At 68.4% G+C, this 14704-nt stretch carries 15 protein-coding genes and 1 pseudogene; 7 read left to right on the forward strand and 9 right to left on the reverse strand.

The window, feature by feature from the left end; translation table 11 throughout:
- Positions 1–66: 66 nt before the first annotated feature.
- Together MZV50_RS24100 and MZV50_RS24105 are read right to left on the reverse strand one after the other, a co-directional pair.
- On the reverse strand, positions 67–1248 hold the full coding sequence (locus tag MZV50_RS24100) for an efflux RND transporter periplasmic adaptor subunit (protein ID WP_252631872.1): 1182 nt from the start codon (positions 1246–1248) through the stop codon (positions 67–69).
- A 53-nt stretch (positions 1249–1301) separates the two neighbouring features.
- Entirely contained in the window at positions 1302–1469 is a 168-nt protein-coding gene (locus MZV50_RS24105; RefSeq protein WP_252631873.1) for a hypothetical protein, read from the reverse strand.
- A 170-nt stretch (positions 1470–1639) separates the two neighbouring features.
- Here MZV50_RS24105 and MZV50_RS24110 point away from each other — a divergent pair, with 170 nt between their 5' ends.
- On the forward strand, positions 1640–2272 hold the full coding sequence (locus tag MZV50_RS24110; RefSeq protein ID WP_252631875.1) for a TetR/AcrR family transcriptional regulator: 633 nt from the start codon (positions 1640–1642) through the stop codon (positions 2270–2272).
- A gap of 88 nt (positions 2273–2360) precedes the next feature.
- Here MZV50_RS24110 and MZV50_RS24115 read toward each other — a convergent pair whose 3' ends face one another.
- Positions 2361–3107: a helix-turn-helix transcriptional regulator gene (locus tag MZV50_RS24115; protein ID WP_252631876.1), complete on the reverse strand. Its 747-nt coding sequence runs from the start codon at positions 3105–3107 to the stop codon at positions 2361–2363.
- 93 nt (positions 3108–3200) lie between these two features.
- Here MZV50_RS24115 and MZV50_RS24120 point away from each other — a divergent pair, with 93 nt between their 5' ends.
- Together MZV50_RS24120 and MZV50_RS24125 are read left to right on the forward strand one after the other, a co-directional pair.
- Positions 3201–4385 carry an acyl-CoA dehydrogenase family protein gene (locus MZV50_RS24120; RefSeq protein WP_252631877.1) on the forward strand — a complete coding sequence of 395 codons (1185 nt, stop codon included), beginning with the start codon at positions 3201–3203 and terminating at the stop codon, positions 4383–4385.
- A gap of 118 nt (positions 4386–4503) precedes the next feature.
- Positions 4504–6939 (forward strand): TonB-dependent receptor, encoded by a 2436-nt coding sequence (locus MZV50_RS24125; protein ID WP_252631878.1) that lies wholly within the window; start codon positions 4504–4506, stop codon positions 6937–6939.
- 64 nt (positions 6940–7003) lie between these two features.
- Here MZV50_RS24125 and modB read toward each other — a convergent pair whose 3' ends face one another.
- Both modB and modA read right to left on the reverse strand, forming a co-directional pair.
- Positions 7004–7678, reverse strand: a complete 675-nt coding sequence (modB, locus tag MZV50_RS24130; protein ID WP_252631880.1) for a molybdate ABC transporter permease subunit — start codon at positions 7676–7678, stop codon at positions 7004–7006.
- Between the two features lie 18 nt (positions 7679–7696).
- A complete protein-coding gene (gene modA / locus MZV50_RS24135; protein ID WP_252631881.1) occupies positions 7697–8467 on the reverse strand; it encodes a molybdate ABC transporter substrate-binding protein in 771 nt (256 codons plus the stop codon).
- Between the two features lie 81 nt (positions 8468–8548).
- Here modA and MZV50_RS24140 point away from each other — a divergent pair, with 81 nt between their 5' ends.
- Positions 8549–9322 carry a TOBE domain-containing protein gene (locus tag MZV50_RS24140; RefSeq protein WP_252635308.1) on the forward strand — a complete coding sequence of 258 codons (774 nt, stop codon included), beginning with the start codon at positions 8549–8551 and terminating at the stop codon, positions 9320–9322.
- A gap of 6 nt (positions 9323–9328) precedes the next feature.
- Here the strand turns inward: MZV50_RS24140 and MZV50_RS24145 are convergent.
- Together MZV50_RS24145 and MZV50_RS24150 are read right to left on the reverse strand one after the other, a co-directional pair.
- A pseudogene (locus MZV50_RS24145) lies at positions 9329–9429 on the reverse strand (hypothetical protein); the annotation flags it as partial.
- On the reverse strand, positions 9425–9874 hold the full coding sequence (locus MZV50_RS24150) for a MarR family winged helix-turn-helix transcriptional regulator (protein WP_252631882.1): 450 nt from the start codon (positions 9872–9874) through the stop codon (positions 9425–9427). The pseudogene MZV50_RS24145 and the gene MZV50_RS24150, both read right to left, overlap by 5 nt.
- A 99-nt stretch (positions 9875–9973) precedes the next feature.
- On the opposite strand from MZV50_RS24150, the gene MZV50_RS24155 reads away from it, so the two are divergent.
- Entirely contained in the window at positions 9974–11443 is a 1470-nt protein-coding gene (locus MZV50_RS24155; protein ID WP_252631883.1) for an FAD-dependent oxidoreductase, read from the forward strand.
- A gap of 9 nt (positions 11444–11452) precedes the next feature.
- On the opposite strand, the gene mtgA is transcribed toward MZV50_RS24155, so the two are convergent.
- Positions 11453–12130, reverse strand: coding sequence for a monofunctional biosynthetic peptidoglycan transglycosylase (mtgA, locus tag MZV50_RS24160; protein WP_252631884.1), 678 nt, complete (start codon positions 12128–12130; stop codon positions 11453–11455).
- A gap of 106 nt (positions 12131–12236) precedes the next feature.
- Between mtgA and MZV50_RS24165 the strand changes: the two genes are divergently transcribed.
- Complete coding sequence (locus tag MZV50_RS24165; RefSeq protein WP_252631886.1) at positions 12237–12899, forward strand: nitroreductase; 663 nt, start codon at positions 12237–12239, stop codon at positions 12897–12899.
- Here the strand turns inward: MZV50_RS24165 and MZV50_RS24170 are convergent.
- Entirely contained in the window at positions 12896–13927 is a 1032-nt protein-coding gene (locus MZV50_RS24170; protein WP_252631887.1) for a WD40 repeat domain-containing protein, read from the reverse strand. The genes MZV50_RS24165 and MZV50_RS24170 overlap by 4 nt on opposite strands.
- A gap of 263 nt (positions 13928–14190) precedes the next feature.
- On the opposite strand from MZV50_RS24170, the gene MZV50_RS24175 reads away from it, so the two are divergent.
- Complete coding sequence (locus MZV50_RS24175) at positions 14191–14637, forward strand: biopolymer transporter ExbD (protein ID WP_252631888.1); 447 nt, start codon at positions 14191–14193, stop codon at positions 14635–14637.
- The last annotated feature ends 67 nt before the right edge of the window (positions 14638–14704 follow it).

Genomic DNA, 14704 nt, shown 5'->3' on the forward strand with positions numbered 1-14704 from the left:
GACAGGGACCTCTGGAACCCGAAAAAGACGCCCGGCTCAGTCACGCGAGCCGGGCGCACGCTTCAGTTAGTTCTGTCCGGCGGACCGGGCCGGCTGGGCGAACGGCACGCCGCCGGCCTCCAGCTGCGAAAGACCCGCCAGGTCGGTCTTGACCTTGACCGGGGCGACGGTGTCGCCCGGCTTGACCTTCTGCAGGCCGCCGACGACCACGCGGTCGCCCGGCTTCAGGCCTTGGCGGATGATGCGCAGATTGCCGGCCAGCGGACCGACTTCGACCGGGCGGTACTCGGCCTTGTTGGAGCCGTTGACGACCACGACGTAGCGCTTGCCCAGGTCGGTCGCGATGGCGCGGTCAGGGGCCAGGGCCACCGTCTGCGTCTCGGCGCTGACCAGGCGGATGCGGGCGAACAGGCCCGGCGTGAAGCGGCCATCGGCGTTGGCGAAGATCGCCCGGCCGTTGATCGTGCCGCTCTTGGCGTCCAGGGCGTTGTCGATGAAGCTGAGCTTGCCGACGTGCGGATAGCCGTCCTCGGTCATCAGGCCCATATACACCGGCCCGTTCTTGCCGCGCTCGGCGGCGGCATACTTCAGGAAGGTCTGCTCGTCGGCGTTGAACTCGGCGTAGATCGGCGTGTCCGAGACCACGGTCGTGAGCAAGCTGGCTTGGGTCACCAGGTTGCCGCGGGTGATGATGGTCTTGGAGACCCGGCCGTCGATCGGCGAGGTCACGCGGGTCCAGTCCAGGTTCAGGCGCGCGGTCTGGTAGGCGGCCTGGGCGGCCGAGACATTGGCCTGGGCGGCGCGCTCTTCCGACGCCAGACGGTCGAATTCGCTGCGGGCCAGGGCGTTCTGCTCCAGCAGGCGCTCGCCGCGCTGGCGGTTGATGCTGGCCAGGTCCAGCTGGGCCTTGGCGCGGGCAACCTCGGCGGCGGCGCGGTCAGCTTCGGCCTTGTAGGGACGCGGGTCGATCTGGAAGAGCACCTGGCCCTTGGAGACGCGCGCGCCTTCCGCGAATTGAGCGCCGTCAATGTAGCCGCTGACGCGCGGGCGGATCTCTACGGTGTCGACCGGCTCGAGCCGGCCGGTGAAGTCGTCCCATTGGCGAAGCGACTTGAAGGCGACGTCGGCGACGGTGACCTGGACCGGCGGCGCGGCGGCGGCGTCCTGCTTGGCCTGGGCCGAGCAAGCGGCCAGCACGGCGACGGCGGCCAGGCCGGCGAAGGACGTGATGACGGGTTGAATACGCATGGGGGAAAACCCTGTCGGACGGTGAAGCGGGGAGGAGGAAGGGTCTGCTGTTGTCATTCCCAGACGGGCCGCCGAGCGGCGCGTCGGGTGGGCGTATGGCCAAGGGTGCGGACGGTGGTCCAGTCGCGGACGGGCTCGGCCTTGGACTTGAAGAAGCCCATGAACCCCTTGGCGCTTTTGGCTTGAGAGGCGGCGTCGTAAACGTTTGTTTGCGGGGGCATTGGCGCGCGCTCCTTTTTTGGGGTTAAAGGGAGTAAATGTCGCAGGGGCTGTTACTTGACCCGGGCGACCGGAAGGACGATTTAGGATGTGACGAGACCGTTCGGTATCATCGCGCCACGGCGGAGAGATACTGACCGGTAACTCCCACGTCAAGGAGAGGTCTGCCAAAATGGCGACAAGAAATTCTGGGGACGGGGTTCTGGGCGATCCGGAAGCAGCGGCTAGCGCCCCTGTGTCCAAGCGTCCGGCGCGTGACCGGATCTTCGAGACCGCCCGCGAGCTGTTCTATCAGCACGGCATCCGCGCTGTCGGCGTCGAGACCATCGCCGCCGAGGCCGACGCCACCAAGATGACGCTCTATCGGAACTTCCCGTCCAAGGACGAGCTGGTCGCCGAGGTCCTGCGCGAGCAGGAGCGCGAATATTGGGCCTGGTGGGAAGAGGTCACGGCCTGCTGCTGCACCGACCCCCGCGGCCAGCTGGAGGCGATCTTCGACGCCTTCGAGACCAAGGCCTGCAACAAGGACGTCCTGGGCTGTCCGCTCTCGAACGCCGCCATCGAACTGCACGAGGAGGGCCACCCGGCCCAGGTGGTGTCGGTCAACTACAAGAAGGAGCTGTACCGCCGGCTGGTCGACCTGACCCGCCGCGCCGGCGCCAAGGACGACGACCTGGCCGACGCCCTGATGCTGCTGATGGAAGGCGCCTCGGGCTCACGCGTGACCCTGGGCGCCGGCGGCCCGGTGCGGGCCGTGGCGCGCTCGGCGCGGGCGCTGATCAGGTTCCATCTGGACGCGGGCTGAACAAGGGCGCAGGCATCCAAAACAGCGTGTCATCCCGGAAGCGCGTAGCGAAGCCGGGATGACATGTTGAGTTTGGACCGAGAGCCCCCTACGCCGCCCCGCCGATATACCCCAGCCCTGTCGCGCGGTGTATCGCCTGGGCTCTTCCCGCCACCCGCAGCTTCAGCGCCGCGTTCTGGACGTGGAAGCGGACGGTCGGTCCGGAAATCCCAATGATCTGGGCGATGTCGGCGTCGGTCTTGCCGGCCGCCGCCCACTTCAGGCACTGGACCTCCCGCTTGGTCAGCCGCACCGGCGGGGCGTCGTCATCCTGGCCATCGCGATAGGCGCAGACCAGGCGCAGGGCCGCGCCATGCAATTCGTCGGCGCGCGCCGCGTAGAGCGCCGGCAGGTCGGCCACGGGCTGGCCCGACGCCCACACCACCGCCCCGATCACGCCGCCGGTCAGATAGGCCGGACAGATGATCGCCGACCGTATGCCGAACGCCTCGGCGGCCTCGGCCACCTCGATCGTCTCCAGTCGGGGCAAGGGCCGCCAGCTGGCGAACCGGCCCTGGCCGTAGAAGAACGGCTCGGCCGTGTAGCGCGCCGCCAGGATGAACGGGGCGCGCAGGGCGAAGGCGCGGTCGCGCCAGTAGCGCACCGCGTTGTCCGGCCACTCGAAGGTCGTCTCGGCCAGGGGCTTGCCGTCCTTGCCCAGCATCGGCTCGGGGCTGGAGATGTCGGCGCTGGCGGCGACGTAGGGCAGACCGATCTCGCGGCCCATCGCGCGCACCCGCTCGGCCATTACCGTGACCCGCGCCAGGCGTTCGCCGTCATCGACCCTGGTCAACATCGAGGCCGCCTTCCCTATCGGTTCCGATAGCTTGCGCGCCGCCCCCGCCCTTTCGCAAGTTTCCCCGACGACGCCAGGGTGAGGGGCAAACGCGTGAATCTGGAGCTGTCGACCGAGGACCTGGCGTTCCGCGACGAAGTCCGCGCCTTTCTGGACGCGAACCTGACGCCGCCGCTGCGCGAGGCGGGCCGGCGGATGACCAGCGTCTTCTGCGACAAGGTCCACAGCCTGGCCTGGCAGCGCATCCTGCACGAGCGGGGCTGGGCCGCGCCCAGCTGGCCGGTCGAGCATGGCGGCCCGGGCTGGAGCGAGATCCAGCGCCACGTCTTCCACGCCGAGTGCGCCCGGGCCGGCGCGCCGAGCCTGGCGCCGATGGGCCTGCGGATGGTCGCCCCGGCGATCATGGCGTTCGGCACGCCCGAGCAGAAGGCCCGCTACCTGCCGCGCATCCTGTCGGGCGAGGACTACTGGTGCCAAGGCTATTCCGAGCCGGGCTCGGGCTCGGACCTCGCCAGCCTGCGGATGAGCGCGGCGGCCGACGGCGACGACTATGTCCTGAACGGCTCCAAGATCTGGACCACCCACGCCCACTGGGCGACCCACATGTTCTGCCTGGTCCGCACATCAACCGAGGGCAAGCCACAAGCCGGCATCACCTTCCTGCTGGTCCAGATGGACCGTCCGGGGATCACCGTCGACCCGATCATCACCCTGGCCGGCGAGCACGAGGTCAACCAGGTGTTCTTCGACGGCGTCCGCACGCCGAAGGCCGACCGGCTGGGGGCCGAGAACCAGGGCTGGACGGTGGCCAAGCACCTGCTGGAATTCGAGCGCGGCGGCGGCTACGCGGCCGGCCTCGACGCCGGCCTGGCGCGGCTGCGCGGCATGGCCGAGGCGGAGGACGTCCTCGACGACCCCCACTATCGCCGCCGCCTGGCCGAGGCCGAGATCGCCGCCCTGGCCATCGACATCACCGAGCGCCGGGTGCTGAGCGCCCTGGCCACCGGCGGCAAGCCCGGCCCGGCCTCGTCGATCCTCAAGGTCCAGGGCTCGGAGCAGCTGCAGCGGCTGGACGAGTTGGGGATCGACGCCCTGGGAGCCTACGCCGCGCCGCACCAGCCCAAGGCCCGCGAGGCCGGCGCGAACGAGGCCCCCGTCGGCCCAGAGCACGGCCTGACGACCATGGCCCGCTACCTGAACAACCGCGCCGCGTCGATCTATGGCGGCTCCAACGAGATCCAGCGCGACATCATCGCCAAGCTGGTCCTGGGCCTGTAGCGGCGGTTGCAGCGGCGCCTCACCTATCGATTCCGATAGCTTGTTACGCGAGTGGGCGAACCGCACGCTCCCTTCAAAGTCGCGCCCGATGCAGGCGCGATCAGAGGGAGGTAAACGGATGCCAGGACCCAAGCGCCTGACCTGGAGCGTGTCGGCGCTCGCCCTGCTGATGGCGGTTCCCGCCATGGCCCACGCCCAGGCGCAACCGCCCAAGCCGGAAGACAGCCTGACGATCGACACCCTGGTGGTGACGGCCCAGCGCCGCGAGGAGACCGCCAACAGCGTCGGCATGCCGATCCAGGCGTTCAGCGGCGAGGCCCTGCAGCAGCTGCGGGTCACCGATCCCAAGGACCTGTCGACCGTCGCCCCCAGCTTCACGGTCAGCCAGAGCTATCAGGGCGTGCCGACCTATACGCTGCGCGGCATCGGCTTCAATACCATCAACCTGTCGGCCACCTCGACGGTCGGCACCTATTGGGACGAGGTCGCCTACGCCTATCCGTTCATGAACACCGGGCCAGTGTTCGACCTTGAGCGGGTCGAGGTGCTCAAGGGGCCGCAAGGCACGCTCTATGGCCGCAACACCACCGCCGGCCTGATCGATTTCGTGACCAACAAACCGACGGAACAGTTCGAGGGCTCGCTGACCGCCGAGGCCGGCAACTACAAGACCTACAATCTCGAAGGCTATGTCAGCGGCGCCTTCGGCCCGCGCGTCCAGGGCCGCGCCGCCTTCCGCAGCGAGAACAGCGACAAGGGCTGGCAGATCAGCAACAGCCGCGGCGAGCGTCTGGGCAAGGTCGACCGCGACGGCTGGCGCCTGTCCCTGGCCATGCAGCCCACCGACACCGTCGAGGTCGAGGCCTCGTACTCCGGCTGGCGCAACAAGTCCGACACCGTGGCCGCCCAGGGCATCGGCTTCACGCCCGCCACCGCCGCCAGCCCGTTCAACGCCCCGGGCCTGGTCAGCTACATCGCCAGCCATGCGCCGACCAAGGCCAGCCACGCCGACTGGGCGCCGCTGTCCACGCGCGGCGTCGATATCGGCGCGGGCCTGGGCATCAGCGACCCGCTGCGCGAGAACGACCGGTTCCACGCCGGCAAGCTGAAGGTCGCCTGGAACCTCAGCGACAAGGTCACCCTGGTCTCGGTGTCCAGCCTGAACCGCCTGAGCCGCAAGGCCGTGTTCGACTGGAGCGGCGCGCCCTACGAGGTCCTGATCCAGAAGGCCCACGGCGACATCAAGTCGGCCGCCGAGGAGCTGCATCTGGAGGGCGTCACCGACAAGGGCTCATGGCTGGTCGGCGGCTATGTCGCCCGCGACAAGATTTATGACAGCAATCGCACCCTGCTGGGCCAGAACGCCAATGTCGGCACGATCCGCTATGTCGGCTCGACCCTGCTGGCCTCGCCGTTCAACAGCTTCGGCTACACCGCCCTGCAGATGAGCCAGGCGTTCCGCACCTATGAGGACGTGGGCAACATCGAGACCAAGACCTGGAGCCTGTTCGCCAACGCCGACCACCGCCTGACCGACACTCTGAAACTGACCCTGGGCGTCCGCTACAGCCAGGACCGCCAAGACTATGTCGGCTGCTCGCGCGATTTCGGCGGCTCGATGCTGGTCAATGTCAACGTCGTCAACCGGGCGCTGTTCGCCGCCGCCTATGGCCTGGTCGCGCCGATCACCCAGGGCGGGTGCAACACCTTCGATCCGGCGACCAAGAGCTTCGGCTTCGTGAAGTCCAAGCTGGACGAGGACAACATAGCCTGGCGCGCGGCCCTGGACTGGCAGGCGGCCGAGGACGTCTTGGTGTTCGGCTCGATCTCGCGCGGGGCCAAGGCCGGCGCCACGCCGATCAACGCCGCCAACATCTCGACCCAGAACGCGCCGGCGACGCAGGAACTGCTGACCGCCTACGAGATCGGCGTGAAGGCGGGCCTGTTCCAGCGCCGCGTCCAGGCCAATCTCAGCGCCTTCTACTACGACTACACCGACAAGCAGCTGTCCGTGTATTTCGCCGACCCGATCTATACGGCCCTGTCGCGCCTGGCCAACGTGCCCAACGGCGAGGCCTATGGCGTCGACGGCGACATCACCTGGCGCGCCAGCCGCTCACTGACCCTGATCGCCTCGGCCACGCTGCTGCACACGGAGGTCAAGCGCTATACGGGCATCAACGTCGCCGGGAAGTCGCAGAGCTTCGACGGCCGGCCTTTCCTGTACAGCCCCAAGTTCCAGGGCGGCCTGACGGCGCTGTTCCACCATCCGGTGGGCGACGGCCTGGAGCTGAACGCGGCCCTGAACGGCCGCTGGCAGGACAAGTCCTATGCCGACCTCGAGGGCAATCCGCTGTTCGTGATCGACGGCTACGGCCTGCTGAACGCCAGCATCGGCATCGGCGCGCCCGACAAGGGCTGGGACCTGTCGGTCTGGGGCCGCAACATCACCAACGAATATTATTGGAGCGCGGTCAGCAGCAACGCCAACGTCGTGGTCCGCTTTCCCGGCAAACCCACGACCTATGGCGCCAGCCTTTCCTGGAAGTTCTAGTCCGCTTTGAGGTCTCTATCTCGGTCCCTGGAGCGCGACGTCCCCCAAACGTCGCGCTTCTTTTTTACGACCGTGTCCGCAGCAGGATCTTCGAGCGGGCCTCCAGGGCCAGCAGGGTGAAGAGGACCACGAAGGCGAAGACCAGCAGGATCAGCGACAGACGATGAGCCTCGCCCCACTCCAGCCCCTCGACCAGGCGATAGATCTCGGTCGACAGCACGGTGGTCTCGCCGGGGATATTGCCGCCCAGCATCATCACCACCCCGAACTCCCCCACGGTGTGGGCGAAGACCAGGATGGCGGCGGCGACGTAGCCCGGTATCGCCAAGGGTAGGGCCACCCGCCAGAAGCTGGCCCAGCCCGAAGCGCCCAGGGTCGAGGCGGCCTCCAGGGGCTCGTCGCCTATGGCCAGGAAAGCGTTGCGCAGCGGCTGCACCGCGAAGGGCAGAGAATAGATCAGCGAGCCGATCACCAGCCCCTCGAAGGTGAAGGCCAGGGTCCGGATCCCGAACGGCGCCAGCAGGACCATCAGCGGGCTCTTCGGCCCCAGGGCGATCAGCAGATAGAAGCCCAGCACGGTCGGCGGCAGCACGATCGGCAGGGCGACCAGGGCGGTGACCGGCGTGCGCAGGGCCGAGCGGCCCCGCGCCAGCCACCACGACAGGGGCGTCGCCGCGACCAGCAACAGCAGGGTGGTGATCCCCGCCAGCTTCGCCGTCAGCCACAGAACCTCAGTCATCCCCGAACCCATCGAACTCTAGCGGACCTCGTAACCGTAGCGCCTGATGATCGCCTTGGCCTCGCCGCTCTTCAGGAACGCCACGAACGCCTTGGCCGCCTCGCTGTTGGCGCCCGTCTTCAGCAGCACGGCCTGCTGCTCGATCGGCGTATGGTCGGCCGCCGGCACGACCCAGCGCGAACCGCCCTGCTCGCCCACCACCTGCGACAGGGCCACGAAGCCCAGCTCGGCCGCGCCGGTCTGGACGTACTGGAAGGCCTGGGTGATCGACGCGCCCTGCACGATCTTGGGCTTCAGAGCGTCGTAGAGCTTCAGCTTGGTCAGGGTCTCGACCGCCGCCTGGCCATAGGGCGCGGCCTTGGGATCGGCGATCGACAGCTTCTCGAACTTGCCCGTCTTCAGCACCGCGCCCCCCTTGGTATTTGGGCCGTCCACCAGGCCCGGAGTCTTGCTGTACAGCACCAGGCGGCCAGTGGCGTAGGTGAAGCGCGAGCCGGGCACGGACAGGCCCTCGGCCTCGGCCTTCTGGGGCCGCTCGACGTCGGCCGACAGGAAGACCTCGAACGGCGCGCCGTTGGCGATCTGGGTGTAGAACTGGCCCGACGAGCCGAAGCTGAGGGTCGCGTCGTGGCCGGTCTTGGCCTTGAACCGGGCGGCGATCTCCTTGGCGGCGTCGGTGAAGTTGGCCGCCACGGCCACCTTGGTCTCGCCGGCGAAGGCGGCCCCACCCAACATCAGCGACAGGGCGCCCGAAAGGGCGGCGATCAGCATCGGACGACGAGCGATCATCTGGTAATCCTAGTTCGCGACTGCGGTTATGCAGCTGAACTACATAACGACGAAATCGGAAGCCGACCAGTGAGCAGCCCCATAAGCAGCGGCGAAGCCGACTTCAGCGCCTCCCTGATCCTGAAGCGCGGCGGTCTGGCTCGCGTGGGGCTGGAGCGCATCGCCCTGCTGGAGGCCGTCGCCCGCCTGGGTTCGATCAGCGCCGCCGCCAAGGAAGCCGGCCTCTCGTACAAGGGCGCCTGGGACGGGGTGCAAGCGCTGAACAACCTGTTCGACGCGCCCCTGGTCAGCGCCGCGCCGGGTGGCAAGAGCGGCGGCGCGGCCCAGGTCACCCCACGCGGCCAGGCGGTGATCCGCGCCTTCCGCGCCGCTGAGCGCGAGATCGGGGCGGCCTTCGCGCGGCTGGAGGCCGATCTCTCCGGCGACGCCGAGCTGCTATGGAGCCTGGGCCTGCGCACCAGCGCCCGCAACGCCCTGCGGGGCGTGGTCACGGCGGTCGAGGGCGACGGCGTCACCGCGACGGTGACCCTGTCGCTGGGCGAGGGCCTGTCCCTGCGCGCCTCGATCACCCGCCGTAGCGTCGAGGACCTGGGGCTCGAGCCGGGCCGGCCGGCCATCGCTTTGATCAAGTCCAGCTTCGTGCGGATCGGCGAAGGAGACGGCGATAATCGCCTCCTAGGCGAAATCGTCGACCGCGAGGCCGGCGAAGCGTCGGCGGAGCTCACGATCGCGCTCGCGGCGGGCAAGACCGTGACCGCGACCCTGAAGCCGGGCGATGCCGCTTGGGCGCTGCCAGCCGGAGCACGCGTAGAGGCGCGCATCGCGGCCGCCGACATCATCCTCGCCGTCGATTGAGGGACCGAAACCTCGTCCTTCGACAAGCTCAGGATGAGGTTTCTGCTGATGGCCCAAAAGTAGTCCTCACCCTGAGCCTGTCGAAGGGCAAGGACGGGCCCGCTAATCCTTCAGCGCCGCGTTCGCCCCGTCGACGAACTTGCGCAGCAGGCGGGCCAGATCCTTTAGTTCCTGGTCGCTCCACTCGGCCATCATAGGACCGACCAGCCGCTGGCGCGCGGCGTCCAGGCGGTCGACCAGGTCCTGCCCCTTTTCCGTGACCATCGCCTCGCGGACGCGCTTGTCGGTCTTGCCGGGCCGCCGCTCGACCAGGCCCAGGCTCTCCAGCTTGGCGATCTGGCGGCTGACCACCGAGTGGTCGCGGCCCGCAAGGTCGGCCAGCTCGACCACGCCGATCGGCCCCTTCTTCCCGATCCGCCCCAGCAGCGGGAACAGCGCCCGGTCCAGCGACACACCGGCCTCGCGCAGCAGCAGGTCGTCGGCCTGCGGCCGGTTCAGGAAGCCGGCGAGGTCCATCATCGCCGCGTGGATGTCGCGAAGGTCGGATTTCATGCGTGCATTTTGCACATTTTAGATTGACGTCGTCCAGCCCTTTAGTTATGTGCTTTTTGCACGTAATAATGTGCATCATGCACGCGATAGGAGGCCTGAATGACTGACTCCCTCACGACCGATGTCTTGATCTGCGGCGCGGGCCCGGCCGGCCTGACCCTGGCCATCGACCTGGCGCGCCGCGGCGTGGCCTTCCGCCTGATCGACAAGGCCGAGCGCCCGTTCCAGGGTTCGCGCGGCAAGGGGATCCAGCCCCGCAGCCTGGAGGTGTTCGAGGACCTGGGCGTGCTGGCGCCGATGCGGGCGGCGGGCGGCCCCTATCCGCCGGTCCGCAACTACGGCCCGGACGGGACCTTCGAGGAGACCGCGATCGGCGAGGGCGCGACGCCGTCCCCCGCCGAACCCTACGCCGCGCCGCTGATGCTGCCGCAGTTCCTGACCGAGACCATCCTGCGCCAGCGCCTGGCCGAACTGGACCACGCGCCCGAATATGGCGCGGAACTGGCCGGAATCGACCAGGACGCCGAGGGCGTGACCGCGACCCTGACCGACGGCCGCGCGATCCACGCCCGCTGGCTGGTCGGGGCCGACGGCGGCCGCAGCTTCGTGCGCCACGCCCTGAACATCGATTTCCCCGGGAAGACCATGCCGGGTCAGGCCATGGTCGCGGACACCCGGCTGACGGGCCTGTCGCGCGAGGCCTGGCACGTCTTCGGGACCCGTGAAACGGCGCAGGTCTCGTTCTGTCCGCTGGCCGGAACGGACCTCTTCCAGATCCAGGGCCACGCCCCGGCGGACGGCGAAGCGGGCCTGACGCCCGAGGGCCTGAACGCCTTGATCCGTGAACGGACGGGTCGCGACGACATCGTGGTCCAGGCGGTGTTCTGGGCCTCGGTCTATGGCCTCAACGCACGCCTGGCCGAGCGCTACCGGGTCGGGCGCGTGCTGCTGGCGGGCGACGCCGCCCACATCCATCCGCCCACGGGCGGCCAAGGTCTGAACACCAGCATCCAGGACGCCTACAATCTCGGCTGGAAACTGGCCGCCGTGCTGGCCCGCGCGCCCGAGCGCCTGATCGACACCTATGAAGCCGAGCGCCGCCCGATCGCCGCCGGGGTGCTGGGCCTGTCCACCGACCTCCTGGCCAAGGCCATGACGCGCGACGGCATGAAGCGCGGCCGCGAGGCCCGTCAGCTGGACCTCGGCTATCAGGGCTCGACCCTGTCGATGGACCTGGGCCGGACGCCGACCCTGTCCGCCGGCGACCGCGCGCCCGACGCGCCGGGCCACGACCCGAGCGGCGCGCCGCTGCGCCTGTTCGAATGTCTGAAGGGGCCCCATTGGACCCTGCTGACCTACGAGGCCGAGACACCGCTGGCGCCGCGCGACGGTCTCATGGTCGTGCGGATCGGCGCGGACCTGATCGACGACGCCCGCCATTTCCGGGGCGCCTATGGCGCGAAGGCGGGCGATCTCTTCCTGATCCGGCCCGACGGCTATCTGGCGGCGGTCGCCAGGGCGGACGACGCGCCGGCGCTGGAAGCCTATCTGGCGAACGTCGGCCTCTGAACGCCTTGCCTAGCCCACGCAGTCGGCCAGGCCGTCGCGGCGCACCGCGCCCGAGGCCTTGCCGATCTTCTTGCTGCGCTTGGCGACATACTTGCCCGGCTTGACCACCTGCCACTTCAGGGGGCTGGGCAGGATGGCCGCCAGCCGCGAGGCCTGGGCCTGGCTCAGCCTGTCGGCCCCGACCCCGAAATAGCGCTGGGACGCGGCCTCGGCCCCGTAGATGCCCGAACCGTACTCGATGGAGTTCAGATAGACCTCCATGATCCGCTTCTTGCCCCAGAAGGTCTCGATCAGCACCGTGAACCAGGCTTCCAGACCCTTACGAACGTAAGAGCGGCCCGGCCACAGGAAGACGTTCTTGGCGGTCTGCTGGCTGATGGTCGAACCGCCGCGGACCTTCTTGCCCGACTCGTTGTTCTCGTAAGCCTTGTAGAGGGCGTCGAAGTCGAAGCCGCGATGGTCGCAGAACTTGGCGTCCTCGGCCGCGATCAAGGCGCGCGGCAGGGCCGGCGAGACCTGGTCGATCGGCCGCCAGCGGTGGTCGAGCCCCCGCCCCTCCACCGCGCGGATCACCATCAACGGCGTCACCGGCGGCGGAATGAAGCGATAAAGGATGACCATCGCCACCGGTCCAGCCACCAGCACGATGAACAGAGCCAGCGCGATATTTCGCAGAAGCCGCCGCACGGAACGCCCCCAGAAGTCTACTTGTCTTGACGCAGCGGACGGATGCTAACCAGACGAACCGCCGCTGTCGCGATGCATATGCGCACCGGGTTCAAAGGAGCTTTCGATGGACGTGATCGACGCCGTCAACCGCCGCATGTCGGTGCGCGCCTTCAAGCCCGATCCGGTGGACGCCGCCCTGGTCCGCGAACTGCTGGAAGCCGCCGCCCGCGCCCCGTCAGGCGGCAATCTCCAGCCCTGGCGGGTCCAGGTGGTGGCCGGCGCGCCGCTGGAGGCGCTGAAGGCGGACATGCTCAAGCGCGTGGCCTCGCCCGACCCGACCGAGTACGACGTCTATCCGGCCAACCTGTGGGAGCCGTTGCGCGGCCGCCGCTTCCAGGTCGGCGAGGACCTGTACGGGGCCTTGGGCATCCCGCGCGAGGACAAGCTGCGGCGCCTGCAATGGTTCTCGACCAATGGCCAGGGCTTCGGCGCGCCGGTTCAGCTGTTCTTTTCGATCGACCGTCGCTGCGGCCCGCCGCAATGGAGCGACGTCGGCATGCTGATGCAGACCTTCATGCTGCTGGCCGTCGAGCGTGGGCTCGACACCTGCCCGCAGGAGTTCTGGTCGCATTACAACAAGCTGGTCGACGCGCATGTCGGCCTGCCCGAGGGGCATATGCTGTTCTCCGGCATGGCCCTGGGCTATCGCGACGAGGCCGCCCCGGTGAACAACTTCCGTTCGCAGCGGGCGCCGTTCGAGGAGTGGGCTGAGCTGAAGGGATTCTAGCCCGCGAACTCGCGCGGGCCGCTGATGTCGGGGATCTCCAGCACGCCAGCCTCGCCGCTCTCGTCGCCCCAGGCGAAGAACTTGCCGTCGGCGCTGACCGACAGGGCGCTGATCGGGGCGCCCTTCTCGGCCTTGACGGTCTCGATGCGGCCGTTGCGCATGTGGGCGATCCAGATCTTGCCGTTGTCCTGGGCGGCCAGGCAGACCGGGTGCGTGTCGATGCCCGCCACCCGGACGACCATCGAATCGCGCGAGAAGCCGATCTCGGCGGCTTCCTTGCCCATCGGGCCGTTGGCGCCGGCGAACGGCCAGATGACCGCCCCCGAGGCGCCGGCCGTGGCCAGCAGATTGCCCTTGTCGAAGAAGGCCACGCTCTTGATCTTGGACGGATAGCCGCCCATCCGCATGTCCTTGCCGTCCGACAGGCGCCAGCCGTGCAGCTGGTTCTCCTGCATCGACGAGATCAGGAACTTGCCGTCCGGGCTGAAGGCCACGGCGATGTGGCTGCCGGCCCACTTCATCAGGGTCGGCTTCTGATCGGCGATGCGGGCGTACCAGAGATAGGCCCCGCCGTAGGTGGCGCTGGCCAGGCGTCGGCCCTTGGGCTCGAAGGCCAGGCCCGACACAGTCTTGTCGTGCGTGAAGGTCCGGGCGAAGGCCGGATCGGCGGCGTCGCGGACATGCACGTCCTTGCCGGCCGTGAAGGCGATCAGGCCCGAGGCGGCGCTGGTCGCCACGTGCTCGATCCACTTGTTCTTCACCTCGGCGATCAGGGTGGCGGCGACCTCGCCTCCCTCGATTCGGCTCCAGACCACCTTGCCGTCGTCGCCGCCGGTGACGACGCCGACGCCGCTGGGGTGGACGGCGGCGGCCAGCACGGCCCCGCCGAGCGGTCCGCCATGGGCCTCGACCGTGACGAATCCGTCCTGCGTCTGCAGGCGGACGGTGCCGTCGCCCAGGGCGAACATGGCGCGGCCGGAGCGGTCGAACAGGGCGTCGGTGACGAAGGCGTCGAAAGAAAAGATCATGCGCGCGAGATAAGGCGCCGGCCGCCCGACGACCAGACTCTTTGAAGAAAGCCCGCTTACGGGGCCGGTTTCGCGCCTCGGGCCAGAACATGGGCCGCGCGGCGCCCGTTCGAACAGCGTTCGACAAAAAAGACTCGAAAAGGGGTTGCCATCGCGCCGCGTCCTCGGGCTTTACTTCCGCGCCCGTCTGCGCCAGACGTGGCGAGGTAACGACATTTCAGGCGCGCCCCAAGCGGCGCGGCCTTCTGGGAGACAGTCAGGCTATGGCGGCTAAACTTGCTGGCGGCGGCGGTGGCCGTTATTCGCTGGGCCAGAATTCCGAAATCAACGTCACGCCCTTCGTGGACATTCTGCTGGTTCTGCTGATCATCTTCATGGTCGCGGTGCCGATGGCCGTGACCTCGATCAAGATCGACCTGCCTCCGGCGGTGCCGAATCCGACTCAAGAGAAGCCGAAGGAACCGGTCTTCATCTCGATCCAAAAGTCGGGCGCGATCTTCATCGCCGACAAGCAAACCAGCCTCGATGGCCTGGAAGCCGACCTGAACGCCAAGTTCAACGCGACCGGCCAAGCCGGCCCGAAGGACGATCAGCGCGTCATGATCCGCGCCGACGCCGACGTGCTGTACGCCGACTTCATGGGTGTGCTGAACCAGCTGCAGACCTCGGGCTGGTTCAAGGTCGGCCTGATCAACGAAGATATCCACTAGGGATCGTCCTCGGCGACAGCCAAGAACACGAAAGCCCCGGAACGAAAGTTCCGGGGCTTTTTCGTAT

The sequence above is a fragment of the Caulobacter segnis genome, assembly GCF_023935105.1.
In the GTDB taxonomy this organism is placed as follows: domain Bacteria; phylum Pseudomonadota; class Alphaproteobacteria; order Caulobacterales; family Caulobacteraceae; genus Caulobacter; species Caulobacter segnis_B.

Bases quoted from the DNA above. Each gene is read 5' to 3' on its own strand.
- MZV50_RS24100 (WP_252631872.1), bottom strand. From the start codon at position 1,248: ATGCGTATTCAACCCGTCATCACGTCCTTCGCCGGCCTGGCCGCCGTC.
- MZV50_RS24175 (WP_252631888.1), top strand. From the start codon at position 14,191: ATGGCGGCTAAACTTGCTGGCGGCGGCGGTGGCCGTTATTCGCTGGGC.
- modA (WP_252631881.1), bottom strand. From the start codon at position 8,467: ATGATCGCTCGTCGTCCGATGCTGATCGCCGCCCTTTCGGGCGCCCTG.
- modB (WP_252631880.1), bottom strand. From the start codon at position 7,678: ATGACTGAGGTTCTGTGGCTGACGGCGAAGCTGGCGGGGATCACCACC.
- MZV50_RS24105 (WP_252631873.1), bottom strand. From the start codon at position 1,469: ATGCCCCCGCAAACAAACGTTTACGACGCCGCCTCTCAAGCCAAAAGC.
- MZV50_RS24115 (WP_252631876.1), bottom strand. From the start codon at position 3,107: ATGTTGACCAGGGTCGATGACGGCGAACGCCTGGCGCGGGTCACGGTA.
- MZV50_RS24150 (WP_252631882.1), bottom strand. From the start codon at position 9,874: ATGAAATCCGACCTTCGCGACATCCACGCGGCGATGATGGACCTCGCC.
- MZV50_RS24165 (WP_252631886.1), top strand. From the start codon at position 12,237: ATGGACGTGATCGACGCCGTCAACCGCCGCATGTCGGTGCGCGCCTTC.
- MZV50_RS24110 (WP_252631875.1), top strand. From the start codon at position 1,640: ATGGCGACAAGAAATTCTGGGGACGGGGTTCTGGGCGATCCGGAAGCA.
- MZV50_RS24155 (WP_252631883.1), top strand. From the start codon at position 9,974: ATGACTGACTCCCTCACGACCGATGTCTTGATCTGCGGCGCGGGCCCG.
- MZV50_RS24170 (WP_252631887.1), bottom strand. From the start codon at position 13,927: ATGATCTTTTCTTTCGACGCCTTCGTCACCGACGCCCTGTTCGACCGC.
- MZV50_RS24125 (WP_252631878.1), top strand. From the start codon at position 4,504: ATGCCAGGACCCAAGCGCCTGACCTGGAGCGTGTCGGCGCTCGCCCTG.